Genomic DNA, 24336 nt, shown 5'->3' with positions numbered 1-24336 from the left:
TATCTTCGGAAAGTTCACAACATCCCTACAGACAAGGACAAAACAATGACAGGGAGCTATAGCGAAGCATTACACGATATTGCTCATTTTAACTTCGACCAGGGTCAAGCTCGTAGGCTGGACGAGGCGTGCCTTCGCGTGGCCGCTGAGGGGGGACCTGATGCTTCAGGCACTGCTGCGTTATCCAGGCACTATGCTGAGCGGCTGAAACAGGAGATCACAGCTCAACAGCAGGCACTTCTTGATGCGTTCACATCCGGCCAGGTTTGTGCAATTGAGTTCAGCAACATGCTGCCATTGCCCAGTGACCCTCCCCCAGATGTAATGCCGCCACAGGAAAATCTGAGCACGGCGCCTGCAGTGATTTATTTGGCGTCCAGACATCAGATTCTGCTGAGTCTAGTCGGATACCGATCCTTCGCATTTGATATCGACAACGAGGGGAAACAAACGCGACTTGTGGGTAACTTCAAAGGTGGTGGAAAGGTCCCGCTTGTTGAGGAAAAACAAGACCGAACGGCCGAATTGAACTCCCATGCAGGCGTTAGCCTTGGTCCCCATACGGAGCCCCCTTACAACTGTTCGGTCAAAGCTGAAGACGAACACTCACCAGCACCGAGCGCGCTAATCCTGACCGCAAGATGGAACCCACAGCGAGAACCGACACGGTTGACACCCATGCGCGCAGCCATCAGAAAACTGAACGGTATCGAAGCACTGGCGCTCACATCACGCTCGTTTCGCTTCAGCCGAAGCGAATGCTTCATCAAGGATGACAGCCCGCCTCCTCGTCCAAGTTCCATATTGCAGTTCGACAGAATGGAAGGGTTTACCTTGCGCTACAGCACTTACCGCTATTCGTTGGACTCAGAGGCCTCAGTCCCTGCGCAGCATGCATTCAAGGCATTAGAGGGATTAGTCAGCGAAATAGAACCCACAGTATTTGTGCTGGACTCAAGTTCAGCGCTTTTGATCAACAACAGCCAGGCCCTGCATTCTCGGGACACCATTCTTGATAACAGAAGGCTTCTGGTTCGGTTGTTTGCATATGCACCTCACACGGAGCCTCTGGTACTTCAACCAGACCCACTCGTCGTTCGCGGATAAGACTGGATAACCAAGTATGGAAATCGAAATTTCAACTTTGTTGATCCTTGCCGCCACTGCATTGCTGGCAGGCTTCTTCGACGCCATCGCAGGCGGCGGTGGTTTACTCACGCTTCCGGCGCTATTCATTGCCGGAGTCGATCCGCTAGCGGCAATGGCTACCAACAAGTTCCAGGCCTCCTCGGCCAGTTCTTCAGCAGTCTGGGCGTTCGCCCGCAAGCGAATGATCCAATGGCGAACAGACTGGCCAATGGCTTTGCTGTCATTCGCAGGTGGTTTTGCAGGGGCCTTGTCGATCAGCTTGCTCGACAGAGCGGTCCTTGAATCAACTGTGCCGTTCTTGCTGATTGCGGTCGCTACCTACTTTGCACTCAGCCCCAAGCTCGAGGATCAGGACCGCAAGCGGCGGCTGTCGTATTTCTGCTTTGCGCTCTTGGTTGCTCCAGGCATTGGCTTCTATGACGGCATTTTTGGCCCGGGTACCGGTTCATTCTTCATGGTCGCCTTCACACTGCTGCTGGGGCAGCACCTCATGCAGGCAATCAGTAGCAGCAAACTGCTCAACGCATCCTGCAACCTTGGAGCATTGTCGGTATTTGCCTACGGTGGAGCCATCATATGGCCTTTGGCGCTGGCCATGGCGGCCTGCGCCATCATCGGCGCTCAACTCGGCGCTCGTTGCGCCCTCTACTTCGGACCGCAACTGGTCAAGCCACTGTTGATCACGGTGTGTTGCCTGATGGCGGCGAAGTTGTTGCTTGGTGATGGTCATCCGGTAGGTGAATGGCTGCGCGCTTACACGGTGCTGCGCTAAATATTTCATTCAATCTCGAACAAGCTGTTCCGCAACGGCCCCACACTCAACCGCTCACGCACATCGTCATCGATCCGTGGATCATCCGGCCGGTACAGCCTGACCTGCCGATAGGCATTGATGCGGTTGATCTCCTCCCCCAGGTATTCCCACACCACCCGGGTGCAGGCCGGGTTGCGCCGGTCGCCGCTGGACACCCCGGACTTCAGGCCGTTGAGGCGGGTGATGCGGCTCTTGAAGCTGGGGATGAGGATGGTCTGGCTCATCTCGTTGAAGGTCAGCGACTCGTAGTCGATGAGGAACACCCGGTCCTGCAACTGGAACGCCGCGCCCAGGTAGCGGCAGCGCACCTCGGCATGCTGGTCGGTGGCGCTGGAGCGCTCCTGGCGTTCCTGGCGCTCGAACAGGAAGCGGCCGCGTTCTTCCCACAGGTGCACCAGCGACACCAGGATGGTGCCGGGTACCGACATGCAGTTGGAATACTCGAAGTAATAGCCGCAATAGCGCGACAGATTGCCGGCGTGTTCGTGGAGCGGGCGGAACAGTTCGCTGATCGGGTCATCGGGCTGGTCGGAGACTGTCGACACGCGCGCGCCGATCAGTCGGGCAAACTGTTCGGCCGGCAAATTCAGTTCGTAATCCTCGACGCCGAAGAAATCACCGATGCGCTTGAGGTTGAACGGCGTCGGGCGGCTCTGGCCGCTCAGGTACTTGTTGAATTGTGCGCGGTTGATCGACAGCTGGCGGCAAACTTCCGAAATAGAGCGGTAGTGACTGCAGGCCAGTTTCAGGTTGGTAGCGAAGTGATCGCTCATGGCAGGGGGCTCAGGTGACGCGAATGATGCCAGTCTAGCATCAAGTCGCGCCAACTCAGAGCAACACGCGAAATTGTAACCACCCTTGTCATGGCCAACCATGCGCCCCAACGCATAGCGGTGCGCCTGCCGTCCGCTGTCTTTTCACACGAAGAATAAGAATCGAGGTCATTTTCCAATGCTCGAAGCACTCAACGATTTCCTTTCGGGGAAACTCCTCATCGTGCTGATCGTCGGTCTCGGCGGTTACTTCACCATCCGTTCGCGGTTCGTTCAGTTCCGCCATTTCGGCCACATGTTCGCCGTATTCAAGGAGTCGCTGCGTGGCCAGGCAGGCCAGCTGAGCTCCTTCCAGGCCCTGATGCTGAGCCTCGCCGGCCGCGTGGGTGCCGGTAACATCGCCGGTGTCGGCATTGCCGTGACCCTGGGTGGCCCAGGCGCGGTGTTCTGGATGTGGGTCACTGCCCTGGTCGGCATGGCCAGCAGCTTCTTCGAATGCACCCTGGCCCAGGTCTACAAGCGCGCCGACGGCGACGGCCTGTACCGTGGCGGCCCGGCCTACTACATCCAGCACGGCCTGAAGCGCAAAAGCATGGCCATCGTGTTCTCGATCCTGCTGCTGGTCACCTACGGCTTCGCCTTCATCGGCCTGCAGTCGTACACCGTGACCCACTCGCTGCAGAACGCCTTCGCCTTCGACCCGCGCCACACCGGCATCGTCCTGGCCGTGCTGCTGGCCATCACCTTCCTCGGTGGCATCAAGCGCATCGCGGCGGTGTCGGACCTGCTGGTACCGATCAAGACCCTGGCCTACATCGGCGTGACCCTGTACGTGATCGGCACCCAGATCGAGCACGTACCGGCCATGCTGGAAACCATCTTCAAGAGCGCCTTCGGCCTCGACCCGGCATTCGGCGGCCTGCTCGGCAGCGCCATCGTCATGGGCGTGAAGCGTGGCGTGTTCGCCAACGAGGCGGGCCTGGGCAGTGCGCCGAACGTGGCTGCCGTGGCCGCCGTGAAGCACCCGGGCGCCCAGGGCGTGGTCCAGGCGTTCAGCGTGTTCCTCGACACCTTCGTGATCTGCACCTGCACCGCGTTGCTGATCCTGCTGTCGGGCTTCTACACCCCGGGCTTCGAAGGTGACGGCATCGTCCTGACCCAGAACTCGCTGGCCGCCGTGGTCGGTGACTGGGGCCGCCTGTTCGTCAGCGTGGCACTGTCGCTGTTCGTGTTCACCTGCATCCTCTACAACTACTACCTGGGCGAGAACAGCCTGCAGTTCCTCAGCCGCAACCGCGTGGTGCTGCTGGCGTTCCGCGCCCTGGTACTGGCGCTGGTGGTGTGGGGTTCGATGCAGGACCTGTCGACCGTGTTCGCCTTCGCCGACATCACCATGACTTGCCTGGCCTTCGTCAACCTGGTGGCCCTGGCCCTGCTGTTCAAGGTCGGCCTGCGGGTGATGCGCGACTACGATGACCAGCGCAAGGCCGGCATCAAGCAGCCGGTGTTCGACTCGTCGAAGTTCGCCGACCTGGACCTGGACCGCAACGCCTGGCCTGCCAATCCACAGGCGGAAACAGCCACTGACAAAGCCGTCGGCCAAGCTCAGCCGCAGCGCTGATATCCTGCCCTGCCCAGCCGCCCCGTCCGTGGGCGGCTGCTCTACCTCCGCTCACCGCTACGGATGATTTCCATGCGTGCAGTCAAGAATCTCCTCGTCCTCTACACCGGTGGCACCATCGGCATGCTCGAAACCGCCGAAGGCCTGGCGCCGGCCGGTGGTTTCGACGCGCGGATGCGCGAACACCTCGCCCAGCTGACCGATGCGCCCCAGGTGCAATGGACGCTGCAGGAAATGAACCCGCTGCTCGATAGCGCCAACATGCAGCAGCACAACTGGCTGGCGATGCGCGATGCCATCGTCGCGGCGGTGGACGCTGGCCATGACGGCGTGCTGGTGCTGCATGGCACCGACAGCCTGGCCTACAGCGCCGCGGCGCTGTCGTTCCTGCTGCTGGGCCTGCCGGTGCCGGTGCTGCTGACCGGCTCGATGCTGCCGGCCGGCGCACCGGGCAGCGATGCCTGGGACAACCTGTGCGGGGCCTTGCGCCTGGTCGAACAGGGCCTGGAAGCTGGCGTGCAGCTGTACTTCCACGGCCAGCTGCTGCATGGCTGCCGGGCCTCGAAGCTGCGCAGCGAAGCCTTCGATGCCTTTGCCGCGCTGCCGCGCCATCGTGAAGGCGAGCGTGCCGCCGAACTGCCTGCCGCCCTGGGTTATCGCCAGCAGCGCCAGCCGGTCAACCTGGCGGTGATGCCGGTGTTCCCGGGCCTGCAGGCCGGGCATCTGAAGGGACTGCTCGACAGCGGCGTGCAAGGGCTGCTGCTGGAGTGCTATGGCAGCGGTACCGGGCCGTCGGATGACCAGGCATTGCTGGAAGTGCTGCGTGAAGCGCGCCAGCGTGGTGTGCTGTTGGCTGCCATCAGCCAGTGTCCGGAAGGGTCGGTGGTTTTCGATACCTATGCGGCGGGCAATCGCCTGCGTGGGGCCGGGCTGGTGAGTGGTGGCGGCATGACCCGTGAGGCGGCGCTGGGCAAGATGTTTGCGCTGCTGGGGGCGGGGCTGGATGTGGATGCTGCAGAGCAATGGTTTGCTCTGGACCTGTGCGGGGAGCGGGCCTAGGTTTCAGCCTGACAGGGGCCCCTTCGCGGGTAAACCCGCGAAGAGGCCCTGATAGGTAGAAAGAAATGGCGGAAGGCAGCGGGAGTCGAACCTGCCCGGGAACGGCTGCCGTCCCCAACCGGGTTTGAAGCCCGGCCGCGCCACCGGGCGCGATTGCCTTCCTTGAACTCAGTGCCTGGCCTGCTGTTGGGCCAGGGCGCTGTCGGCGCGGATGTAGCGCTGGTCGGCCACCCGCCGGGTCAAGCCGATGCGGTCGAAGTATTCGAGAATCTGCACACTGCGCTTGCGACCGATGCCCAACATATCGCGAAACGCCGCAACCTGCACTATCGACGTCTCGCTGGCCTGCCCCAGCAGCAGCTCTGCCATGCGCCCTAGCGTCACCTCAGGGTAGAACAGGTCGCGCACCACCTGATGCACCAGGCCCAACCGGGCCAGCTTGCGCAGCAGCAGGCGCACATCCGCCTCCGCACAGTTTTCTTCAGTGGCCAACGTCCGGACCCAGGGTGGGTCATATTGCCCTGCCAGCAACTTCGGCTGCAGTCGTTCCCACAGCGCACTGTCGGCGGCGCTCAGCTGCACCTTGTGATCAGGCAAATGCAGCCATGGCCCGCTGCTGGCTATCACCTGCTCATTGAGCAGTTCATCGAGCAGGCTGACAAACGCCGGGCGCTCCAGCGGCAAGGCGGCGAAGCGGCGCAGACGGTCGCGGTCCGGGCCGAGCTGGTCGGGCTCCTGTTCGTGAAAACGCGCCAGTTGCTCCAGCACCTGATGCCGCAGTGCAAGCCATTGGCCTTTGGCAAACAGCAGCGGGCCCTGGCGCGTGGCCACCACCAGCACATCATTGGGCAACAGCCAGGTTTCGCGCTGGCGATTGAACTGGCGCTCCAGGCGCTGCGGGTCGAGGCCACCGAGCGCGCTGGCGAGCAAGGCCGGCAGTGCCTCCTCCAGGCCCTCTGCATCACGCAGCACCTGCAGCTGGCGCAGGCGTTCTTCACTGCGGCGCTGCCGACTCGGCGCGAACGGGTCGAGCACCTTGCCGCCACCAAGGGTGCGCTGGGCACGCTGGTCCCGTAGCACCAGGCGGTCACCGTGCACCGCCTGCAACGGCGCGTTGAGCAGCAACTGGGCAAACATGCGCTGGCCGGCGGCCAGGGTTTCGCCTTCGAGCAAGGCCACCCGGGCCGTTACATCCTGGGTGCCGAGGTGCACGTGAACGGCACTGAAATGCTCGAACATGCGGGTTTCACCGGGTAGCAGGCACAGTTCAATGTCCACCCGCACGCTGGGCGCATGCAGCCATTCGGGCACCAGCCAGTCGCCTCGGTGCACCTGCTCTACCGCAAGGCGTTCGGCGACGATGTTCAACGCCACCCGCTGGCCGGCCTCGGCCACCAAAGCCACCTGGTTCTGCGCGTGCAAGCCACGCACCCGTACTGGCTTGCCAGCCTTGCCCAGCAGCAAGGTGTCGCCGGTACTGACACGCCCGGCCAGTGCCGTGCCGGTCACGACTATCCCGGCGCCGGTCACGGCGAAGGCGCGATCGACCGCCAGGCGAAAGCCACCGCGCACGCTGCGCTGACGCACCCGTACTTCGGCCTCCAGCAAGGCCCGGCGCAACACCTCGATACCCTGCCCGGTGACGCTCGACACGGGGAATTGCCGAGCCTTGGCATAAGGCCCCTCTGCCATTAACGCCCTGACTTGCGCCTGCACCTCGGCCAGCCGTTCGGGCTCGACCCGGTCGCATTTGCTGATCACCACCAATGCCTGGGGAATACCCAGCAGCTCGATGATTGCCAGGTGCTCGCGAGTCTGCGGCATCACCCCGTCGTCGGCGGCCACCACCAGCAGCACCAGGTCGATGCCGTGGGCGCCGGCCAGCATGTTGTGGATAAACCGCTCATGGCCCGGCACATCGATGAAACCGGTCAACGCCGCCCCTTCGGCCAGCGCCGCGTAGCGGTAGCCGAGGTCGATGGTCATGCCACGGGCGCGTTCTTCCTGGCGCTGGTCACCGGCCTGGCCAGTGAGGGCCTGAAGCAGCGCGGTCTTGCCGTGGTCGATGTGGCCGGCGGTGCCGACGATCATTGCACGGGCCCCAATTGCAAGGCCGGCAACTGCGCCAGCCATTGGGCCTCATCGTCGAGCTGGCGCAGGTCGAGCCACAGGGCGTCGTCAGCGATGCGCCCGAGCACCGGCACCGGCAGGTCGCGCAGGGCCCGCTCCAGCACATGCAGGCTGCGCCCGCGCAGCTTCTTCGACACCTGCGGGCGCAGGCACAGCGCCGCACTGGGCAGGCGCGCCACCGGCTGGCTGCCGCTGCCGATCATGCCCAGCGCTGGCTCGGCGCTGACCCGCCATTGCTCACCCAGGTGTGCCTTGAGCTCGGGGGCCAGCCGCTCGGCCTGGGCCTGGATCTCGGCCTGGCTGCGGGTCAGCAGACGCAGGCTCGGCAGGCGTTCGGCCAGGCGATCGGGGTTGCGGTACAGCGCCAGCACTGCCTCGAGTGCCGCGAGGGTGATCTTGTCGACGCGCAGTGCGCGCTTGAGCGGGTTTTTCTTGATCCTGGTAATCAGCTCCTTGCGACCCACGATGATCCCGGCCTGAGGGCCGCCCAGCAGTTTGTCACCGCTGAAGGTGACGATATCGGCGCCATCGCCCAGAGCCTGGCGCACCGTCGGTTCGGCGGGCAGCCCCCAGCGCGTGAGATCAAGCAGGCTGCCGCTGCCGAGGTCTTCAAGCAGTGGCAGTTCATGCTGGTGGGCGATACGCGCCAGTTCGCCAGTCGGTACCTGATGGGTGAAGCCCTGAATGCTGTAGTTGCTGCAGTGCACGCGCATCAGCAGGCCGGTGCGCGGGCCGATGGCGGCTTCATAGTCACGGGCATGGGTGCGGTTGGTGGTGCCGACCTCGTGCAGTTTCACCCCGGCCCTGGCCATGATGTCGGGGATGCGGAACGCACCGCCGATCTCGATCAGTTCGCCACGGCTGATGATGCCCTCCTTGCGCGTGCCCAGGCTGTTGAGCGCCAGCAGCACGGCGGCGGCATTGTTGTTGACCACGGTGACGGCCTCGGCGCCGGTCAGCTCGCGGATCAGGCCTTCGATCAAGTCATCACGGTCGCCGCGCTTGCCGGTGGCCAGGTCGAATTCCAGGTTGAGCGGGTAGCGGGCGGCAGTCTGCATCGCCTCGACCGCTTCCTCGGGCAGCAGCGCACGGCCGAGGTTGGTGTGCAGCACGGTGCCGGTGAGGTTGAACACGCGGCGGACCTGGCTGCGTTGCTGGATCGACAGGCGTTCGCCAGTACGGCCAAGGAGGATTTCAGCAGCCAGTTCGGCGCTGCTGAGTTCGCCGTTGCGGGCGGGGTCACGCAGGTCGTCAAGCAACTGGCGCAAGGTGTTCAGGACGGCGTCGCGGCCGTGACGGTCGATCAGCGGGAGGCAGGCCGGGTGGCGCAGGAGGGTGTCGATGGAGGGCAGGCGTGGGGTGTCGCTGGCTAGGCTGGAGGACATGCAGTACTACCTTGGACTGATCCGTTGTCTGTGCTGGCCCTTTCGCGGGCTCGCCCGCTCCCACAAGGTCCGCGCAGCTTTTGAGGCTTGTGCAGTACCTGTAGGAGCGGGCGAGCCCGCGAAGCAGGCGACTCGGTATTACAGTGTAGACACTCAGCCACTACCCGGGCGCGAGCATCAGGTTGGGTGCCAGGCGATGGAAGCCCTCCTCGTCCAGGCGGATATCCAGCGCCAGGCTGGCCAGGTCGTCGGCCAGCGGCTCGGCCGCCGCATCGTTTTCCAGGTAATTCTGCTTCAGGTAGCTCTCGCATGCCGGACAGCACTCGGCGCGCAGCGGCGCCTTGCCCGGTGCATGGCGGTCGTCTTCAAGGCTGGTATAGCGCAAATCCTTGCTCGACTCGCAATACACGCACTTGACCCGCACCACATGCCACTCACAGGCACACAGCGAACAGGCCAGATAACGCAGGCCGTTGTGCTTGCCACGGTTGCGCACCACCCCGGCCATCGCTGGCGAACCACAGGCCGGGCATTGCGCCAGGCTACCGGCGGGCTTCAGTTCAGGGGCAGGCAGCGCCAGCAACCAACTCGACCAGGCGGCCTGCAAGGCGGCGCCAATGAACGGTACCAGCGCCGCCGGCACCGCATCGTATTGCCCGGCGAGCAAGGCGATACCCCAGCCCTTGCGCTGGCTGTCGTCACTGTCGCGCAGGGTTTGCAACGCCTCGCCCAGCGCGCCACTGGCCTCGCTATCGAAGTGCATGAGCAAGGCCTGCAACCAGACCAGCCATGGCCCTTCACGCACCAGGCTGTCGGCTGCCAACGGTGGCAGGCCATGACTTATGCACAGGCGCTGACGCTCCTCGGCTACCGGCAACCCGCCGGGAGGGTTATCCACAAGCTGCTGCTGGACGCGGCACAACTGGGCGATCAGCCGCAGGTAATCACCCAGGGCATTGCCCTCGGCCAGGTGTTCCAGGCGCGCTGCGCGCAGTGCAAACAGATTGGCAGGCGGCAGGTGCAGAAACGGCGGCATCACTGCCGACGCTTCGATCTGCCCGGGTTCGAGTATCGTGCTCAAGCGCTCATCCTTCTTTTCGTCCGTGATTGCCCGGCGTCTTGTCGCCGGTCACTTCGCGGTACCACAGCTCATGGTGCTTGCGTGCCCAGGCGCGGCTGACCCAGCCATGCAGCATGGCGCCGATCGAGCCCTTGATCCAGATACCGGCGTAGATGTGCACGATGATGCTGAGGATCAGCACGAACGCCGCCAGGGCATGGGCCAGCGCCGACAGGCGAATGACCTCGATACCGAACAGCTGGCTGAAATACGCACGCCAGATCACCACGCCGCTGAGCAGCAGCACCAGCATGCACGCCAGCAGGGTCCAGAACAGCAGCTTCTGCCCGGCGTTGTACTTGCCGATCGGTGGCACGCCCTCCTCCTTGTTCAGCATCACCCGGTCCACGCGGCGCAGCCACAGGCGGTCGTTGGCGGTGATGAAGTTGGCGCGCCAGAAGCGGAACACCAGGCCGAGGAAGAACACGAACATCGCCACGCCCAGGAACGGATGCAGGATGCGCGTCCATGGCCCGCCGCCGAACAGGTGGCTGAGCCAGAACAGTGCCGGGTGGAACAGCGCAAGCCCCGAGAGCCCCGCCGTCATGAACAGGATCGCGACGATCCAGTGGTTGGTCCGCTCGTTGGCGTTGTAGCGCAGGATGGGTTTGTTGTCGTTCATGGCCGCTGCTCCCCTTGCCCACCGGGCTTGGTCGGGTCATAGACATGCACCGACGGGTCCACCTGATGCACACTGTCGTCCGGCGGTGTGGGGTGTTCGTCCTCCTCCACCCGCTGTGGGCCAACCCGCACGTAGTGGAAGAACCCGGCCAGTACCGCCGCGCCCATGGCCAGCAGCGCCAGCGGCTTGGTGAAGCCTTTCCACAAGCCCACCAGCGGGCTGATCACCGGCTGGTCCGGCAGGCCGGCATACAGCTTTGGCGTGTCGGCATGGTGCAGCACATACATCACGTGGGTGCCGCCAACGCCGTCCGGGTCGTACAGCCCGGCCTGGTCGAAGCCGCGCGACTTGAGGTCGACGATGCGCTCGGCGGCATGCACTTTCATCTCTTCCTTGCTGCCGAACACGATCGCCCCGGTCGGGCAGGTCTTCACGCAGGCCGGTTCCAGGCCCACGCTCACGCGGTCGGAACACAGGGTGCACTTGTACGCCTTGTGGTCCTTCTGCGAGATACGCGGAATGTTGAACGGGCAGCCGGTGATGCAGTAGCCGCAGCCGATGCAGTGGTCCTGGTTGAAGTCGACGATACCGTTGGCGTGCTTGATGATCGCGCCCGGGCTCGGGCAGGCCTTCAGGCAGCCGGGGTCGGCGCAGTGCATGCAGCCGTCCTTGCGGATCAGCCACTCCAGGTTGCCGTCGTCGCGCTCGTGCTCGGTGAAGCGCATCAGGGTCCAGGTCTCGGCGCTGAGGTCCTGGGGGTTGTCGTAGGTGCCGTGGTTGTGGCCGACCTCGTCACGCAGTTCGTTCCACTCCGAGCACGCCACCTGGCAGGCCTTGCAGCCGATGCACTTGGTGGTGTCGATCAGCTTGGCGACCTCTTCCAGCTGGCGTACCGAAGGCGGAACGGTGGTGGTGGCCGAGCGGGCGATGATGTCTTGGCTGGCCATCAGAGTTTCTCCACTTTGACGAGGAACGACTTGGACTCTGGCGTCTGGGTGTTGCCGTCACCGAGGAACGGCACCAGGGTGTTGGTCAGGTAGCCATGCCGCGTGGTCCCGGTGAAACCCCAGTGCAGCGGGATGCCGATCTGGTGCACGGTCTGGTTGTTGACCTGCAGCGGGCGAATCCGCTTGGTCACCACCGCCACCGCATCGATGTGGCCCCGCTTGCTCGACACCCGTACCCGGTCACCGGCCTTGATGCCTTTCTCATTGGCCAGCACCTCGCCGATCTCGACGAACTGCTCGGGCTGGGCGATGGCATTGAGGCGGCAATGCTTGCTCCAGAAGTGGAAGTGCTCGGTCAGCCGGTAGGTGGTCGCCGCGTAGGGGAACTCGTCGTGCTTGCCGAGGGTGTCCCACACCGAATCGAAGATCCGCCCGGCCGGGTTGCTGGTGGCCTTCTTGTTCTGCGGGTGCAGCGGGTTGATGCCAATCGGCGTCTCGAACGGCTCGTAGTGCTCGGGGAACGGCCCTTCGGCCATCTTGTCGATGGCGAAGAAACGCGCCACCCCTTCGGGGTTCATGATGAACGGGTTCATCCCCGCTTCCGGTGGCGAGTCGACCTTGAAGTCGGGCACGTCGGTGCCGGTCCAGGCCTTGCCGTTCCACCACACCAGGCGCTTCTTCTCCGGGTCCCACGGTTTGCCTTGCGGGTCGCTGGAGGCGCGGTTGTAGAGGATGCGGCGGTTGGCCGGCCAGGCCCAGGCCCAGTTCTGCACCTGGTGCATGCCGTACGGGTCGCTGTTGTCGCGGCGGGCCATCTGGTTGCCCTGTTCGGTCCAGCAACCGGCGAAGATCCAGCAGCCGGACGCAGTGCTGCCGTCGTCCTTCATCTGGGCGAAACCTGCCAGCTGCTGACCGGCCTTGAGCGTGGCACCGGTGGCGTCGGTGAGGTCGGTGACCGCCCAGCCGTTCATCTCCTTGGCCAGCTCCTCGGGCGATGGCTCTTCAGGGATCTTGTACGGCCAGTGGATGTTCATCATCGCATCGGGGTAGGCACCGCCCTCGGTCTGGTAGCGATGACGCAGGCGCAGGAACAGCTCGCTCATGATCTGCACGTCGGTGCGGGTCTCGCCCGGGCCGTCGGCGCCCTTCCAGTGCCACTGGAGCCAGCGGCTGCTGTTGACCAGCGAGCCATCCTCCTCGGCGAAACAGGTGGTGGGCAGGCGGATCACCTCGGTCTGGATATTGGCCGTGTCGACATCGTTGAACGGCCCGGCGTTGCGCCAGAACTCCGAGGTTTCGGTGGCCAGCGGGTCCATGATCACCAGCCACTTGAGCTTGCCCAAGGCGGCAGTGACGCGGTTCTTGTCCGGGAGTGCGGCGATCGGGTTGAAGCCCTGGCACATGTAGCCGTTGACCTTGCCCTGGCTCATCATTTCGAACATGCGCAGCACGTCGTAGGCCGGTACATCCAGCTTGGGCAGCCAGTCATAGCCCCAGTTGTTTTCCGCGGTCGCGTTGGGACCGTACCAGGATTTCATCAGGCTGACGTGGAACTTGCCGTAGTTCTGCCAGTACGACAACTGCCCCGGGCGCAGCGGCTTCGACGCACGCTTGTCGATGTAGGTGGCGTAGTCCTGCTCGGCATCACCAGCCAGGGTCAGGTAACCCGGCAGCGAGTTGGACAGCAGGCCGAGGTCGGTCAGGCCCTGGATGTTGGAGTGCCCGCGCAGGGCGTTGACCCCGCCACCCGGCATGCCGACGTTGCCCAGCAGCAGCTGGACCATGGCCGCACTGCGGATGATCTGCGCGCCGATGGAATGCTGCGTCCAGCCGAGTGCGTAGAGGATCGTCATGGTCTTGCCCGGTACCGAGCAGGTGGCGATCTCTTCCCAGACCTTCATCATCGCGTCCTGCGGCATGCCGCAGGTCATGCTGGCCAGTTCCGGGGTGTAGCGGCTGTAGTGCTGCTTCATCAGCTGGTACACGCAGCGCGGGTGCTGCAGGGTCGGGTCGACCTTGGCGAAGCCGTCCTCGCCGAGCTCGTAGCCCCAGCCGGATTTATCCGCATACACGCGCTTGGCCTCGTCGTAGCCGCTGAACAGCCCGTCCTCGAAGCCATAGTTCTCTTTGACGATGAACGACACGTCGGTGTAGTTGCGCACGTACTCGTGCTGGATCTTGTCGTTGCTCAGCAGGTAATTGATCAACCCGCCCATGAAAGCGATGTCGGTACCGGTACGGATCGGCGCGTAGTAGTCCGCCACCGAAGCGGTACGGGTAAACCGCGGGTCGACCACGATCAGCCGCGCCTGGTTGTGCGCCTTGGCTTCGGTCACCCATTTGAAGCCGCACGGATGCGCCTCTGCTGCGTTGCCACCCATCACCAGGACCAGATTCGCGTTGGCGATATCGGACCAGTGGTTGGTCATGGCGCCACGGCCGTACGTCGGGGCAAGACTTGCCACCGTCGGGCCATGTCAGACACGTGCCTGGTTATCGAACCCCAGCATGCCTGTTGCGCGGACGACCTTGTGGGTCAGGTAGCCAGCCTCGCTGGAGGCGGCGGAAGCAGCGAGGAAACCGGTGGTGAGCCAGCGGTTTACCGTTTGCCCCTGGGCGTTCTTCTCGATGAAGTTGGCATCGCGGTCCTGCTTCATCAGGTCGGCGACGCGGTCGAGCGCCTCGTCCCAGCTGACCCGCACCCACTCCTTGCTGCCCGGCTTGCGCACCTCGGGGTACTTGAGGCGGCTCGGGCTGTGGATAAAGTCGAGCAGCCCGGCACCTTTCGGGCACAGGGTGCCGCGGTTGACCGGGTGATCGGCATCGCCTTCGATGTGGATGATGCTCTGTTTGACGTTCTTGCCCGCATCGCCCTGGCTGTACAGGATCAGGCCGCAGCCGACCGAGCAGTAGGGGCAGGTGTTGCGGGTTTCTTTGGTGTGCGCCAGCTTGAAGTGACGCACCTGCTCGGCGAAGGCCGGCGTCGGGGCCATGCCCAACGCCGCCAGGCTCGAGCCTCCAAGGCCCACTGCGGCGACCTTGAAGAACTGCCGACGGTTGAGATCCATCGTGCACTCCTGATCAGGTGGTGGACGCACGGAACATGGCCGGCGCCTCTTGGTAGTCACGGTGGCGGCTAATTGATGGCCGCCAATAGATAAGACTAGTCAAGAAACGAGAAGGTGCGATGACATGGGTCAGGGGGTGAGCCAATCAACAGCGCGGCAGGTTACGCGCCACATTGAGTGCCGCGCTGCTCTGGGCCACTGGCATGATCTCGACGGTATTGATGTTCACATGCCCCGGCTGCTCGGCAATCCACGCCACTGTGGCGGCGATGTCCTCCGGCAAGATGGCTTCCACGTCGCGGTAGAGGGCTTGCACGGCATCCAGGTCGCCGTTCAGGCGCACCACCGAAAAGTCGGTGCCCGAGCACAAGCCTGGTTCGATATTGCTCACCCGCACACGGGTGCCCGCCAGGTCGGCGCGCAGGTTGAGGCTGAACTGGCGGACAAACGCCTTGCTGGCGCCATACACGTTGCCGCCCGGGTAGGGATAAGTGCCAGCGATGGACCCCATGTTGATGATCATCCCGCTGTCGGCCTCCACCATCTGCGGCAGGACTTTGTGGGTCACCATCGCCAGGCCAGTGACGTTGGTGTCGATCATCTGCTGCCAGTTCTCGCTGCTGCTGGCCTGGGCGCGGTCGACACCCAGCGCCAGCCCAGCATTGTTTACCAGCAGGTCAATTTGCAGTGAGGCGTCGCGGACTTGTTCGAACGCCGACTCGATCGACAGCGGATCGGTGACATCCAGCGCCAGCGCAATGAAATTGTCGCCCAGTTCGGCCTCCAGCACTTGCAGCTTGTCCATGCGCCGGGCGGCGCCGATCACACGGTAGCCCTTGCCGATCAGGGTGCGGCAGATGGCCCGGCCAAAGCCCGAAGAAGCGCCGGTCACGAATGCAGTTTTCATCAGTTATCTCCTTTGAAGGGGGTCAAGCCAGGTACTTCACACCCAGGCTGGTAAACAGGCAGAGCATCGAGAACACCAACGCCTTGCGCACCACTTCATTGCCTTTGCGCAGGGCCAGGGCGCTGCCCAGGTGGTTGCCGAGGATGTTGCAGGCCACCAGCGGTAGCGCCAGCAGGTAAACGACCTTGCCCGCCATGACGAACGCCACCAGGGCGCCGATGTTGGAGGCGAAGTTGAAGGTCTTGGAGTTGGCGGAGCTGGAGACCAGGTCCATGCGCAGCAGGTAGTGGAACGCGATGATGAACATGCTGCCGGTGCCGGGGCCGAAGAAGCCGTCGTAGAAGCCGATGGCCAGGCAGGTCAGCGGCACCACGGTGAACAGCATGCGCGGCGACAGTTCGCGCTCCTCCACCGGGCGGTCTTTGGGGGTGAGGAAGATGAGAATGCCGAACGGGATCAGCGCCAGGATGATCTTGCCCACGGTTTCCTGGGGGATCGACACGATCAAGTGCGCGCCCAGATAAGCCCCGAGCAATGAAAACGGCACCCCGACCAGCGCCACCTGCCAGACCATCTTGCTGTTGGCCAGGAAGTTGCGGATGGCCGCGAGTGTGCCGAGGGTGCTGACCAGCTTCTCCTGCCCCAGGGCAACCTGCGGTGGCATGCCCACCAGCAGGAAGCCGGGCACCAGAAACAGCCCGCCACCCCCGGCGATGCTGTCGACAAAGCCTGCAACGAATGCGATAGCGCCCAGCATCAGGATCGCCAACAACCAGTGTTCCGCCCAGAAGGCGCCTAACAGTTCCATATCGGTACGTCCGTCGAGTCAGTAAAAAATCAGGAGAGCACTTCGTAAAGGTGGTCGGCCCGGGCGAAATGCACGCGGTTCAGGTCGTTGACCGCGAACAGGCGCAGCAGCCAGCGGTCAGCGCCATCGTTCTGCGGCTCGAAGCCATCGCGGGCGTGCAGCACACGCTGGTTCTTGAAGACCATGAAGTCGCCTGGCAGAAGCAGGTGGGGTTCGTCGAAGCGGCGGGTTTCCAGCACGCTGCGCAGGCTGGCCAGCGCCTGCTCGGCCCGCAGGTTGAGACCGTGGGTGTTCTCGCTGTCGAAACGGCACAACCACTCACCGGCCTGGCCGCGCACCAGCACCGGGAGTTCGGCCGTGCAGCGGCGGTTGCCGCTAAAGGAGTCCGGGCGGCGGATCTCGAACTGAGGCAGGCACAGTTCGCGCACGGTGGTAGCGGGCAGTGCCGCCACCACGGCATCGAGGCTCACCAGTGTGGTGCTGATGCGCGGGTCACAGCGCATGCCGAAGAACGACAGGTATTCCGGGCAGCAGGAGGTGTCGCCGAGCGGCTCGGATGACAGCGGCAGGTCCGGGTTGTCCACGTGATAGGAGAAGCGCAGCTTCGAGCCATGGGAGCTCTTGTGGCTGGAGGAATGGCGCGAAGGAATGACATGGCGGAACAGCCGGCCATCGTTCTCACCCTCGTAGACCACCGGGTTGATCCCCATCAGGCTCTGCATGGTCAGGCTGACCAGGCAGGCAACCGGCGTGCTGCGCGGGCTGAGCACGCCCGAATAAGGCGTGGGTGGGATGTCACGGTCACGCGGGCAATTGCGCACGATCATGCTGGTCAGGTAAGGGTCCGTGACAAAGCCACGGATCTGTTGGCACAGCGCCTTGCCCAGCACGTCCTGGGCCTGGTCCTTGAGCTGTGGATAAAGCTCCTTGCTCGTCTCGAAGTCGAGGGGTGTGTTGTTCAGCAGGGTTTGCCAGGCGCTGGAGATGACCCAGGGCAGACGGATCTCCAGTGAGGCTTGAAGCTCGGCGCCTTGATGCAGGTGTGCACTTTCCATTTGCAGTGATATTCCATGTTGCTGGCTTGAGGCCAGTCGGTGTCGGCGGCAGATGATTATGTTTTTTGAAGCCGGTCACAGCGGGACGATGCCAGCGGCTGAAGGCAGCGAGAGGCCAGCGAATTGCATCGACGCAATCATTGTAATTACAAAAATAACGTCGATTCAATCCATTTTCAAAAACACGCAGACAGAGGATTGAGTCGATCAAATCAACTTATTGATTTCAAAAGATTTCTGGTAACCGTGGCGAAACGGCGCCGGATGCAGGTTCGATTTTTCTCAATCAAGACCCTGCTTCATGGTCAGCGATCGACTGATCGATGCGATTCAATCAAGGCAATTTGCACGTAGGAAAACACAATTACCTCCATCAGACCTTTCGTGCTAGGCTTCCGCGTTCTCGCAGACTCTGGTGCCATTTCTATGTGGGTTCCTCACTACAGCGACCTGGCGCAGCCGGTCTACCTGATGATCGCCGACGCCCTGGAGCAGGACATCGGCAGTGGCCGGCTGGTGGCTGGCGAACGTTTGCCAACCCTCAAGGACCTGGCCGAGTCACTGGACGTGACACCCGGCACCATTGGCCGAGCCTATGACGAAGCTGCCAAGCGTGGCCTGGTGGTGGGAGAAGTCGGGCGCGGGACTTTCGTGTTGCCGCAACGCCAGGCGCAGCCCCCTGCCCCGCTTGCGTCTGCACGGCCCAGCCCCGGCAGTGCCGAGCGCGAGAGCGGGCAGATCGACCTGTCGATCATCAAGCCCAATGACGCCCACATGACCGATTGGCTGCGCGGCGCCATCAACGAACTGGCCCAGTCGCCCGACCTGGCCCAGGTGCTGGACTATGTCACCGAGGGCGGCCATGCGACCCACAAGCAAGCCGGCGCGGCCTGGATCCAGCGCTGGCTGCCCGAAGCCCGCTGGCAGCAGGTGGTGCTGACGTCCGGCGCCCAGCATGGCTTGCTGGTGGCCATCAGCAGCCTGTCGAAGAGCGACGACGTGGTGTTGTGCGAATCGTTCTGCTATCCAGGCATCATCTCCCTGGCCCACAGCATGGGACGTCGCCTGCGTGGCGTGGCCATGGACGAGTTCGGGCTGATTCCCGAGGCGCTGCGTGCGGCATGCCTGGAACATCGCCCCTCGCTGCTGGTGTGCGTCACCACGCACCAGAACCCGACCAACTCGATCATGCCCCATGCGCGGCGCGAGGCCATCGCCCAAATCGCTCGCGAGTTCGACCTGTTCATCGTCGATGACGACATCTACGGTTTTCTCGAACCGGCCCCGGACTACAAGCCGCTTGCCGCCTATGCCCCTGAACGTTCGGTGTACCTCACCAGCCTGTCCAAGAGCGTGCTGCCGGCACTGCGTATCGGCTACCTGTATGCCCCGCCGCAAACCCTCTCGCGGCTATCGTCGATGGTACGCAGCAGCGTCTGGATGCCATCGCCATTGATGGCGCAGCTGGCCAGCAACTTGATCAACAGCGGCATGGCCGACCAGTTGGTGCAGGTGCAGCAGGAGGAAGCGGCTGCGCGTCAGCACATGGCGCGAGAGATTCTGGGCAAGTACAGGATCCGCAGCCAGCCCAACAGCTTCCATATCTGGCTAGAATTGCCCGAGCCCTGGACCAGCGACGAGTTCGCCAATCTGGCGCGCAACAATGGCGTCACGGTGGTCAGTGGCAGCCAGTTCCTGTCCGAGCGCAGCCATGCCACCTGTGGTGTGCGCATTGCCTTGATGTCCCCCAGCCGCCAGGAGCTGGGCTTTGCCCTGACTAAATTGGTGAGCCTGCTGGATTCGCCGGAACCGCGGTTGTTTTATTGAGCGGGGTTGTGGGAAGGACATAAAAAAACCCAGGGCAACTGCCCTGGGTTTTTGTTTCAGCTAGACGCTTACCGCTCGATCAGAACGGAATATCGTCATCGAAGCTGTCAAAGTCAGCCGCCGGCTGTGGCGCTGGCTGCTGTGGCGCCGGGCGCTGTTGCTGCTGCGGGCGCTGAGCCTGCTGGCGTGGCGGAGCCTGGTTGTACTGTTGCTGCTGGCCACCACCGTAGTTGCCGCCACCCTGGTTGTACGGGTCACCGCCCTGCTGCTGGCCCTGCGGACGACCGCCGAGCAGCTGCATGGTGCCGTTGATGTCGACGATGATCTCGGTGGTGTAGCGCTTGATGCCGTCTTTTTCCCACTCGCGGGTCTGCAGTTTGCCTTCGATGTAGCACTGCGAACCTTTGCGCAGGTATTCGCCGGCGATCTCGGCAACCTTGCCGAACAGCGACACACGGTGCCACTCGGTACGCTCGACCTTCTGGCCCGACTGCTTGTCGGTCCACTGCTCGCTGGTAGCCAGGCTCAGGTTGGTCACGGCGTTACCGTTGGGCAGGTAGCGGACTTCGGGATCCTGGCCACAGGTGCCGACCAGAATGACTTTGTTAACCCCACGGGCCATAACGTTCTCCTAGGCTTCGCACGCCGAAGAGGCTGGATTCACCAGTCGCTCGAGGGTCGCACGGTCCAAAATTTTCGTATCCAGTTTGATATAGATGGCGGCTTCATCTGCCACCACCACGGCGTCGGTCACACCCGGCACGGCCATCAGGCGCTCGGTCAAGCCGGCTTCCCGAACTGCCTCTGGCGTCAGCGGCATGCGCAGGCTGGTCACATAGGGCGGCTCGTTCATGCGCAAGGCGACGACCAACCAGATGGCACACAGGATTGCGCAACCAAGGAACACCATGTTCAGCCCGCCGTGCTGGAACAGCCAGCCACCGAGGATTCCTCCCAGGGCGGCGCCGAGGAACTGGCTGGTGGAATACACCCCCATCGCCGTCCCCTTGCCACCAGCAGGCGACACCTTGCTCACCAGCGAAGGCAACGAAGCCTCCAGCAGGTTGAATGCGGTAAAGAATACCACGGTGCCAATCACCAGTCCGCGCAAACCGTCAGCCCACTGCCAGAAGAACACTTCCGTCAGCAGCAGGACACTGACCGCACCGGCCAACACACGTTTCATCTTGCGCTTTTTTTCGCCGTAGATGATGAACGGGATCATTGCAAAAAATGAGATCAGCAGCGCGGTCAGGTACACCCACCAGTGCTGCTCCTTGGGCAGGCCGCCGCGCTCGACGAACGCCAGGGGCAGCGCGACGAAGCTGGCCATGAGGATGGCGTGGAGGATGAAAATGCCCACGTCCAGGCGCAGAAGGTCCGGGTGACGCAGGGTCGGGCCGAGGGCCTGGCGCGCCACACCCGACTCGCGGTGCTGCAAGGTGCTGTGGGTATTGGGTACGACGAAGGCAATCAACAGGATGCCGACCAGGGCAAGTCCTGCGGTGGCCAGGAACAATCCTGACAACCCGAAGTGGCTTGTGAGCAGTGGGCCGATGACCATGGCCACGGCAAACGACAGGCCGATGCTCATGCCGATCATCGCCATCGCCTTGGTCCGGTGCTGCTCGCGGGTCAGGTCCGAGAGCAAGGCCATGACCGCCGCGGAAATCGCCCCGGCGCCCTGCAGGACACGCCCGGCGATCACGCCCCAGATGGAATCAGCCTGGGCCGCCAGCAGGCTGCCCAGGGCGAAGACCACCAGCCCCAGGTAAATCACCGGCCGGCGGCCGATGCGGTCGGAAATCATCCCGAACGGGATCTGCAATACTGCCTGGGTAAGGCCATAGGCGCCAATGGCCAGGCCGATCAGCGCGGGGGTGGCGCCGGCCAGGTCCATGCCGTAGGTGGCCAGCACCGGCAAGACCATGAACATGCCCAGCATACGAAAGGCAAAGACCAGGGCCAGGCCGCTAGCAGCGCGGGTTTCGCCGCTGCTCATGCGCTCGTTGTGGGTGTCGTGCATGGATAAACCTCGTGTGAACCGGCGGCGATTCTATCAGTCCGACAGCCTGACGGCATCTACGCGACGCTTTGCCGCGTACTGGCAGCGCGCCGTATACTTCCTTGTTTATGCCCGCCGAGCGAGGCCGCAGTGGACAAGATCCTGATTCGTGGGGCCCGTACCCACAACCTGAAGAACATCGACCTGACCCTGCCGCGGGACAAGCTGATCGTGATTACCGGCCTGTCCGGATCCGGCAAGTCGTCCCTGGCGTTCGACACCCTCTACGCCGAAGGCCAGCGCCGCTATGTGGAGTCGCTGTCGGCCTATGCCCGGCAATTCCTGTCGATGATGGAAAAGCCCGACGTCGACACCATCGAAGGCCTGTCGCCGGCCATTTCCATCGAACAGAAATCGACGTCGCACAACCCCCGCTCCACCGTCGGCACCATCACCGAAATCTACGACTACCTGCGCCTGCTGTATGCCCGCGTCGGTACGCCACGCTGCCCGGACCACGATATTCCGCTGGAAGCGCAAACGATCAGCCAGATGGTCGACCTGGTGCTGGAGCGCCCGGAAGGCAGCAAGCTGATGCTGCTGGCACCGGTGGTGCGCGAGCGCAAGGGTGAGCACCTGGCGGTGTTCGATGAGCTGCGCGCCCAGGGCTTCGTCCGTGCACGGGTCAACGGCAAGCTCTATGAGCTGGACGAACTGCCCAAGCTGGACAAGCAGAAAAAGCACAGCATCGACGTGGTGGTGGACCGTTTCAAGGTCCGCGCCGACCTGCAGCAGCGCCTGGCCGAGTCGTTCGAGACCGCGCTGAAGCTGGCCGACGGCATCGCCCTGGTCGCGCCCATGGACGACGAGCCCGGCGAAGAGATGATCTTCTCAGCGCGCTTCGCCTGCCCCGTGTGCGGCCACGCGATCAGCGAGCTGGAGCCGAAGCTGTTCTCCTTCAACAACCCGGCCGGTGCCTGCCCGACCTGCGACGGCCTGGGGGTTAAGCAGTTCTTCGATACCAAGCGCCTGGTCAACAGCGAGCTGACCCTGGCCGAAGGTGCGATTCGCGGCTGGGACCGGCGCAACGTGTACTACTTCCAGATGCTCGGCTCGCTGGCCGCGCATTACGGCTTCAGCCTGGAGGAGCCGTTCGGTGAACTGTCAGCCGAGCACCAGAAGGTGATCCTGCAGGGCAGCGGCAAGCAGAGCGTCGACTTCAAGTACCTCAACGACCGCGGCGATATCGTCAAGCGCTCGCACCCGTTCGAAGGCATCGTGCCGAACCTCGAACGCCGCTACCGCGAAACCGAGTCGGCCACCGTGCGTGAAGAGCTGGCCAAGTTCCTCGGCACCCAGCCCTGCCCGGATTGCCGTGGTACCCGCTTGCGCCGCGAAGCCCGCCACGTGTGGGTTGGCGAGAAGACCCTGCCGGCGGTGACCAACCTGCCGATCGGTGAAGCCAGCAGCTACTTCGGCGAGCTGACCCTGACCGGCCGCCGCGGCGAGATCGCGGCGAAGATCCTCAAGGAGATCTGCGAGCGCCTGCAGTTCCTGGTCAACGTCGGCCTCGACTACCTGACCCTCGACCGCAGTGCCGACACGTTGTCTGGCGGTGAAGCCCAGCGCATCCGCCTGGCCAGCCAGATCGGTGCCGGCCTGGTCGGGGTGATGTATATCCTCGATGAACCGTCCATCGGCCTTCATCAACGGGACAACGACCGCCTGCTGGCCACTCTCAACCACCTGCGCGACCTGGGCAACACGGTGATCGTGGTGGAACACGACGAGGACGCCATCCGCCTGGCCGACTACGTGGTCGACATCGGCCCGGGTGCCGGCGTGCACGGTGGCCAGATCGTCGCCGAGGGCTCGCCGCAGGAGGTCATGGACCACCCAGACTCGCTGACGGGCAAGTACCTGTCCGGGCGCAAGAAGATTGTCGTGCCGGCCCAGCGCACCCCCCGCAACAAGAAGCTGCAGCTCAAGCTCAAGGGCGCACGTGGCAATAACCTGCAGAACGTCGACCTGGAGCTCCCGATCGGCCTGCTGACCTGCGTGACCGGTGTGTCCGGCTCGGGCAAGTCGACGCTGATCAACAATACCCTGTTCCCCCTCGCCGCCACCGCCCTCAACGGCGCGAGCAGCCTGGAAGCCGCACCGCACAGCAGCATGGACGGCCTGCAGCACCTGGACAAGGTGGTGGACATCGACCAGAGCCCGATCGGCCGCACGCCGCGCTCGAACCCGGCGACCTACACCGGCATCTTCACACCGATTCGCGAGCTGTTCTCCGGCGTGCCGGAATCGCGCTCGCGCGGCTACGGCCCGGGGCGTTTCTCGTTCAACGTCAAGGGCGGCCGTTGCGAGGCCTGCCAGGGCGACGGCCTGATCAAGGTCGAAATGCACTTCCTGCCGGACATCTACGTGCCCTGCGACGTGTGCAAGAGCAAGCGCTACAACCGCGAAACCCTGGAGATCAAGTACAAGGGCAAGAACATCCACGAGGTGCTGGAAATGACCATCGAGGATGCCCGTGAGTTCTTCGATGCGGTGCCGGCGCTGGCGCGCAAGCTGCAGACGCTGATGGACGTGGGGCTTTCGTACATCAAGCTGGGACAATCGGCGACCACCTTGTCCGGTGGCGAAGCGCAACGGGTGAAGCTGTCCCGTGAGCTGTCCAAGCGCGACACCGGCAAGACCTTGTACATCCTCGACGAGCCGACCACCGGCCTGCACTTCGCCGACATCCAGCAGCTGCTGGACGTTCTGCATCGCCTGCGTGACCACGGCAACACCGTAGTGGTGATCGAGCACAACCTGGATGTGATCAAGACCGCCGACTGGCTGGTGGACCTGGGGCCGGAAGGCGGTTCCAAGGGTGGGCAGATCATTGCCTGCGGTACACCGGAAGAGCTGACCAAGATGAAGCAGTCGTATACCGGGCATTACCTCAAGCCGCTGCTGGAGCGTGACCGGGCCTGAGGTTTGTCGGTGACATGAAAAAGCCCCTGGTACTGTTGGTACCAGGGGCTTTTTCGTGAAG

General features: G+C 63.5%; 18 protein-coding genes and 1 tRNA gene. 6 read left to right on the top strand and 13 right to left on the bottom strand.

Annotated features, from left to right (window positions below; genetic code table 11):
- The first annotated feature begins 45 nt into the window (after positions 1–45).
- Positions 46–1107, top strand: coding sequence for a hypothetical protein (locus J7573_RS25835; RefSeq protein ID WP_294341448.1), 1062 nt, complete (start codon positions 46–48; stop codon positions 1105–1107).
- A 16-nt stretch (positions 1108–1123) separates the two neighbouring features.
- Positions 1124–1921 (top strand): TSUP family transporter, encoded by a 798-nt coding sequence (locus J7573_RS25830; RefSeq protein ID WP_294341446.1) that lies wholly within the window; start codon positions 1124–1126, stop codon positions 1919–1921.
- Positions 1922–1926: 5 nt separating this feature from the next.
- Here the strand turns inward: J7573_RS25830 and J7573_RS25825 are convergent, their stop codons facing one another.
- Positions 1927–2736 carry a helix-turn-helix transcriptional regulator gene (locus J7573_RS25825; RefSeq protein WP_294341443.1) on the bottom strand — a complete coding sequence of 270 codons (810 nt, stop codon included), beginning with the start codon at positions 2734–2736 and terminating at the stop codon, positions 1927–1929.
- A gap of 178 nt (positions 2737–2914) precedes the next feature.
- Between J7573_RS25825 and J7573_RS25820 the strand changes: the two genes are divergently transcribed.
- Both J7573_RS25820 and J7573_RS25815 read left to right on the top strand, forming a co-directional pair.
- Entirely contained in the window at positions 2915–4357 is a 1443-nt protein-coding gene (locus J7573_RS25820) for a sodium:alanine symporter family protein (RefSeq protein ID WP_159408693.1), read from the top strand.
- A gap of 72 nt (positions 4358–4429) precedes the next feature.
- Positions 4430–5416 (top strand): asparaginase, encoded by a 987-nt coding sequence (locus J7573_RS25815; protein WP_294341437.1) that lies wholly within the window; start codon positions 4430–4432, stop codon positions 5414–5416.
- Positions 5417–5482: 66 nt separating this feature from the next.
- On the opposite strand, the gene J7573_RS25810 is transcribed toward J7573_RS25815, so the two are convergent.
- From J7573_RS25810 to J7573_RS25765, 10 genes are all read right to left on the bottom strand, one after another.
- Positions 5483–5578: transfer RNA gene (locus J7573_RS25810), tRNA-Sec, on the bottom strand.
- A gap of 6 nt (positions 5579–5584) precedes the next feature.
- The gene (gene selB, locus J7573_RS25805) at positions 5585–7507 is read right to left on the bottom strand and encodes a selenocysteine-specific translation elongation factor (RefSeq protein ID WP_294341435.1); all 1923 of its coding nucleotides are present in this window, start codon (positions 7505–7507) and stop codon (positions 5585–5587) included.
- Entirely contained in the window at positions 7504–8931 is a 1428-nt protein-coding gene (gene selA / locus J7573_RS25800) for an L-seryl-tRNA(Sec) selenium transferase (RefSeq protein ID WP_294341430.1), read from the bottom strand. The genes selB and selA overlap by 4 nt, the downstream gene beginning before the upstream one ends.
- A gap of 160 nt (positions 8932–9091) precedes the next feature.
- The gene (gene fdhE / locus J7573_RS25795) at positions 9092–10012 is read right to left on the bottom strand and encodes a formate dehydrogenase accessory protein FdhE (RefSeq protein WP_294341428.1); all 921 of its coding nucleotides are present in this window, start codon (positions 10010–10012) and stop codon (positions 9092–9094) included.
- A 4-nt stretch (positions 10013–10016) separates the two neighbouring features.
- Positions 10017–10673: a formate dehydrogenase subunit gamma gene (locus J7573_RS25790; RefSeq protein WP_294341427.1), complete on the bottom strand. Its 657-nt coding sequence runs from the start codon at positions 10671–10673 to the stop codon at positions 10017–10019.
- Positions 10670–11620, bottom strand: a complete 951-nt coding sequence (fdxH, locus tag J7573_RS25785; RefSeq protein WP_294341426.1) for a formate dehydrogenase subunit beta — start codon at positions 11618–11620, stop codon at positions 10670–10672. Before fdxH ends, J7573_RS25790 begins: the two co-directional genes overlap by 4 nt.
- Positions 11620–14688: a formate dehydrogenase-N subunit alpha gene (gene fdnG, locus J7573_RS25780; protein ID WP_294341425.1), complete on the bottom strand. Its 3069-nt coding sequence runs from the start codon at positions 14686–14688 to the stop codon at positions 11620–11622. The genes fdxH and fdnG overlap by 1 nt, the downstream gene beginning before the upstream one ends.
- Positions 14689–14833: 145 nt before the next feature.
- On the bottom strand, positions 14834–15595 hold the full coding sequence (locus J7573_RS25775; RefSeq protein WP_294341423.1) for an SDR family NAD(P)-dependent oxidoreductase: 762 nt from the start codon (positions 15593–15595) through the stop codon (positions 14834–14836).
- Positions 15596–15617: 22 nt separating this feature from the next.
- Positions 15618–16403 carry a TSUP family transporter gene (locus J7573_RS25770; protein WP_099814604.1) on the bottom strand — a complete coding sequence of 262 codons (786 nt, stop codon included), beginning with the start codon at positions 16401–16403 and terminating at the stop codon, positions 15618–15620.
- A gap of 29 nt (positions 16404–16432) precedes the next feature.
- Positions 16433–17458, bottom strand: a complete 1026-nt coding sequence (locus J7573_RS25765; protein ID WP_294341413.1) for a TauD/TfdA family dioxygenase — start codon at positions 17456–17458, stop codon at positions 16433–16435.
- A gap of 426 nt (positions 17459–17884) precedes the next feature.
- Here J7573_RS25765 and J7573_RS25760 point away from each other — a divergent pair, with 426 nt between their 5' ends.
- Complete coding sequence (locus J7573_RS25760) at positions 17885–19285, top strand: PLP-dependent aminotransferase family protein (RefSeq protein WP_294341412.1); 1401 nt, start codon at positions 17885–17887, stop codon at positions 19283–19285.
- Between the two features lie 79 nt (positions 19286–19364).
- Here J7573_RS25760 and J7573_RS25755 read toward each other — a convergent pair whose 3' ends face one another.
- Both J7573_RS25755 and J7573_RS25750 read right to left on the bottom strand, forming a co-directional pair.
- Positions 19365–19907 carry a single-stranded DNA-binding protein gene (locus J7573_RS25755; protein WP_085677073.1) on the bottom strand — a complete coding sequence of 181 codons (543 nt, stop codon included), beginning with the start codon at positions 19905–19907 and terminating at the stop codon, positions 19365–19367.
- A 9-nt stretch (positions 19908–19916) separates the two neighbouring features.
- The gene (locus J7573_RS25750; protein ID WP_294341409.1) at positions 19917–21311 is read right to left on the bottom strand and encodes an MFS transporter; all 1395 of its coding nucleotides are present in this window, start codon (positions 21309–21311) and stop codon (positions 19917–19919) included.
- 129 nt (positions 21312–21440) lie between these two features.
- Here J7573_RS25750 and uvrA point away from each other — a divergent pair, with 129 nt between their 5' ends.
- Positions 21441–24275, top strand: coding sequence for an excinuclease ABC subunit UvrA (uvrA, locus tag J7573_RS25745; RefSeq protein WP_294341407.1), 2835 nt, complete (start codon positions 21441–21443; stop codon positions 24273–24275).
- The last annotated feature ends 61 nt before the right edge of the window (positions 24276–24336 follow it).

This window comes from Pseudomonas sp. (genome assembly GCF_017744435.1).
GTDB lineage: Bacteria > Pseudomonadota > Gammaproteobacteria > Pseudomonadales > Pseudomonadaceae > Aquipseudomonas.
The sequence above is the reverse complement of the archived record's forward strand: the minus strand, read 5'-3'. Positions and strand labels throughout refer to the sequence as shown.

Bases quoted from the DNA above. Each gene is read 5' to 3' on its own strand.
- J7573_RS25835 (WP_294341448.1), top strand. From the start codon at position 46: ATGACAGGGAGCTATAGCGAAGCATTACACGATATTGCTCATTTTAAC.
- J7573_RS25830 (WP_294341446.1), top strand. From the start codon at position 1,124: ATGGAAATCGAAATTTCAACTTTGTTGATCCTTGCCGCCACTGCATTG.
- J7573_RS25825 (WP_294341443.1), bottom strand. From the start codon at position 2,736: ATGAGCGATCACTTCGCTACCAACCTGAAACTGGCCTGCAGTCACTAC.
- J7573_RS25820 (WP_159408693.1), top strand. From the start codon at position 2,915: ATGCTCGAAGCACTCAACGATTTCCTTTCGGGGAAACTCCTCATCGTG.
- J7573_RS25815 (WP_294341437.1), top strand. From the start codon at position 4,430: ATGCGTGCAGTCAAGAATCTCCTCGTCCTCTACACCGGTGGCACCATC.
- selB (WP_294341435.1), bottom strand. From the start codon at position 7,507: ATGATCGTCGGCACCGCCGGCCACATCGACCACGGCAAGACCGCGCTG.
- selA (WP_294341430.1), bottom strand. From the start codon at position 8,931: ATGTCCTCCAGCCTAGCCAGCGACACCCCACGCCTGCCCTCCATCGAC.
- J7573_RS25790 (WP_294341427.1), bottom strand. From the start codon at position 10,673: ATGAACGACAACAAACCCATCCTGCGCTACAACGCCAACGAGCGGACC.
- fdxH (WP_294341426.1), bottom strand. From the start codon at position 11,620: ATGGCCAGCCAAGACATCATCGCCCGCTCGGCCACCACCACCGTTCCG.
- J7573_RS25775 (WP_294341423.1), bottom strand. From the start codon at position 15,595: ATGAAAACTGCATTCGTGACCGGCGCTTCTTCGGGCTTTGGCCGGGCC.
- J7573_RS25770 (WP_099814604.1), bottom strand. From the start codon at position 16,403: ATGGAACTGTTAGGCGCCTTCTGGGCGGAACACTGGTTGTTGGCGATC.
- J7573_RS25765 (WP_294341413.1), bottom strand. From the start codon at position 17,458: ATGGAAAGTGCACACCTGCATCAAGGCGCCGAGCTTCAAGCCTCACTG.
- J7573_RS25760 (WP_294341412.1), top strand. From the start codon at position 17,885: ATGTGGGTTCCTCACTACAGCGACCTGGCGCAGCCGGTCTACCTGATG.
- J7573_RS25755 (WP_085677073.1), bottom strand. From the start codon at position 19,907: ATGGCCCGTGGGGTTAACAAAGTCATTCTGGTCGGCACCTGTGGCCAG.
- J7573_RS25750 (WP_294341409.1), bottom strand. From the start codon at position 21,311: ATGCACGACACCCACAACGAGCGCATGAGCAGCGGCGAAACCCGCGCT.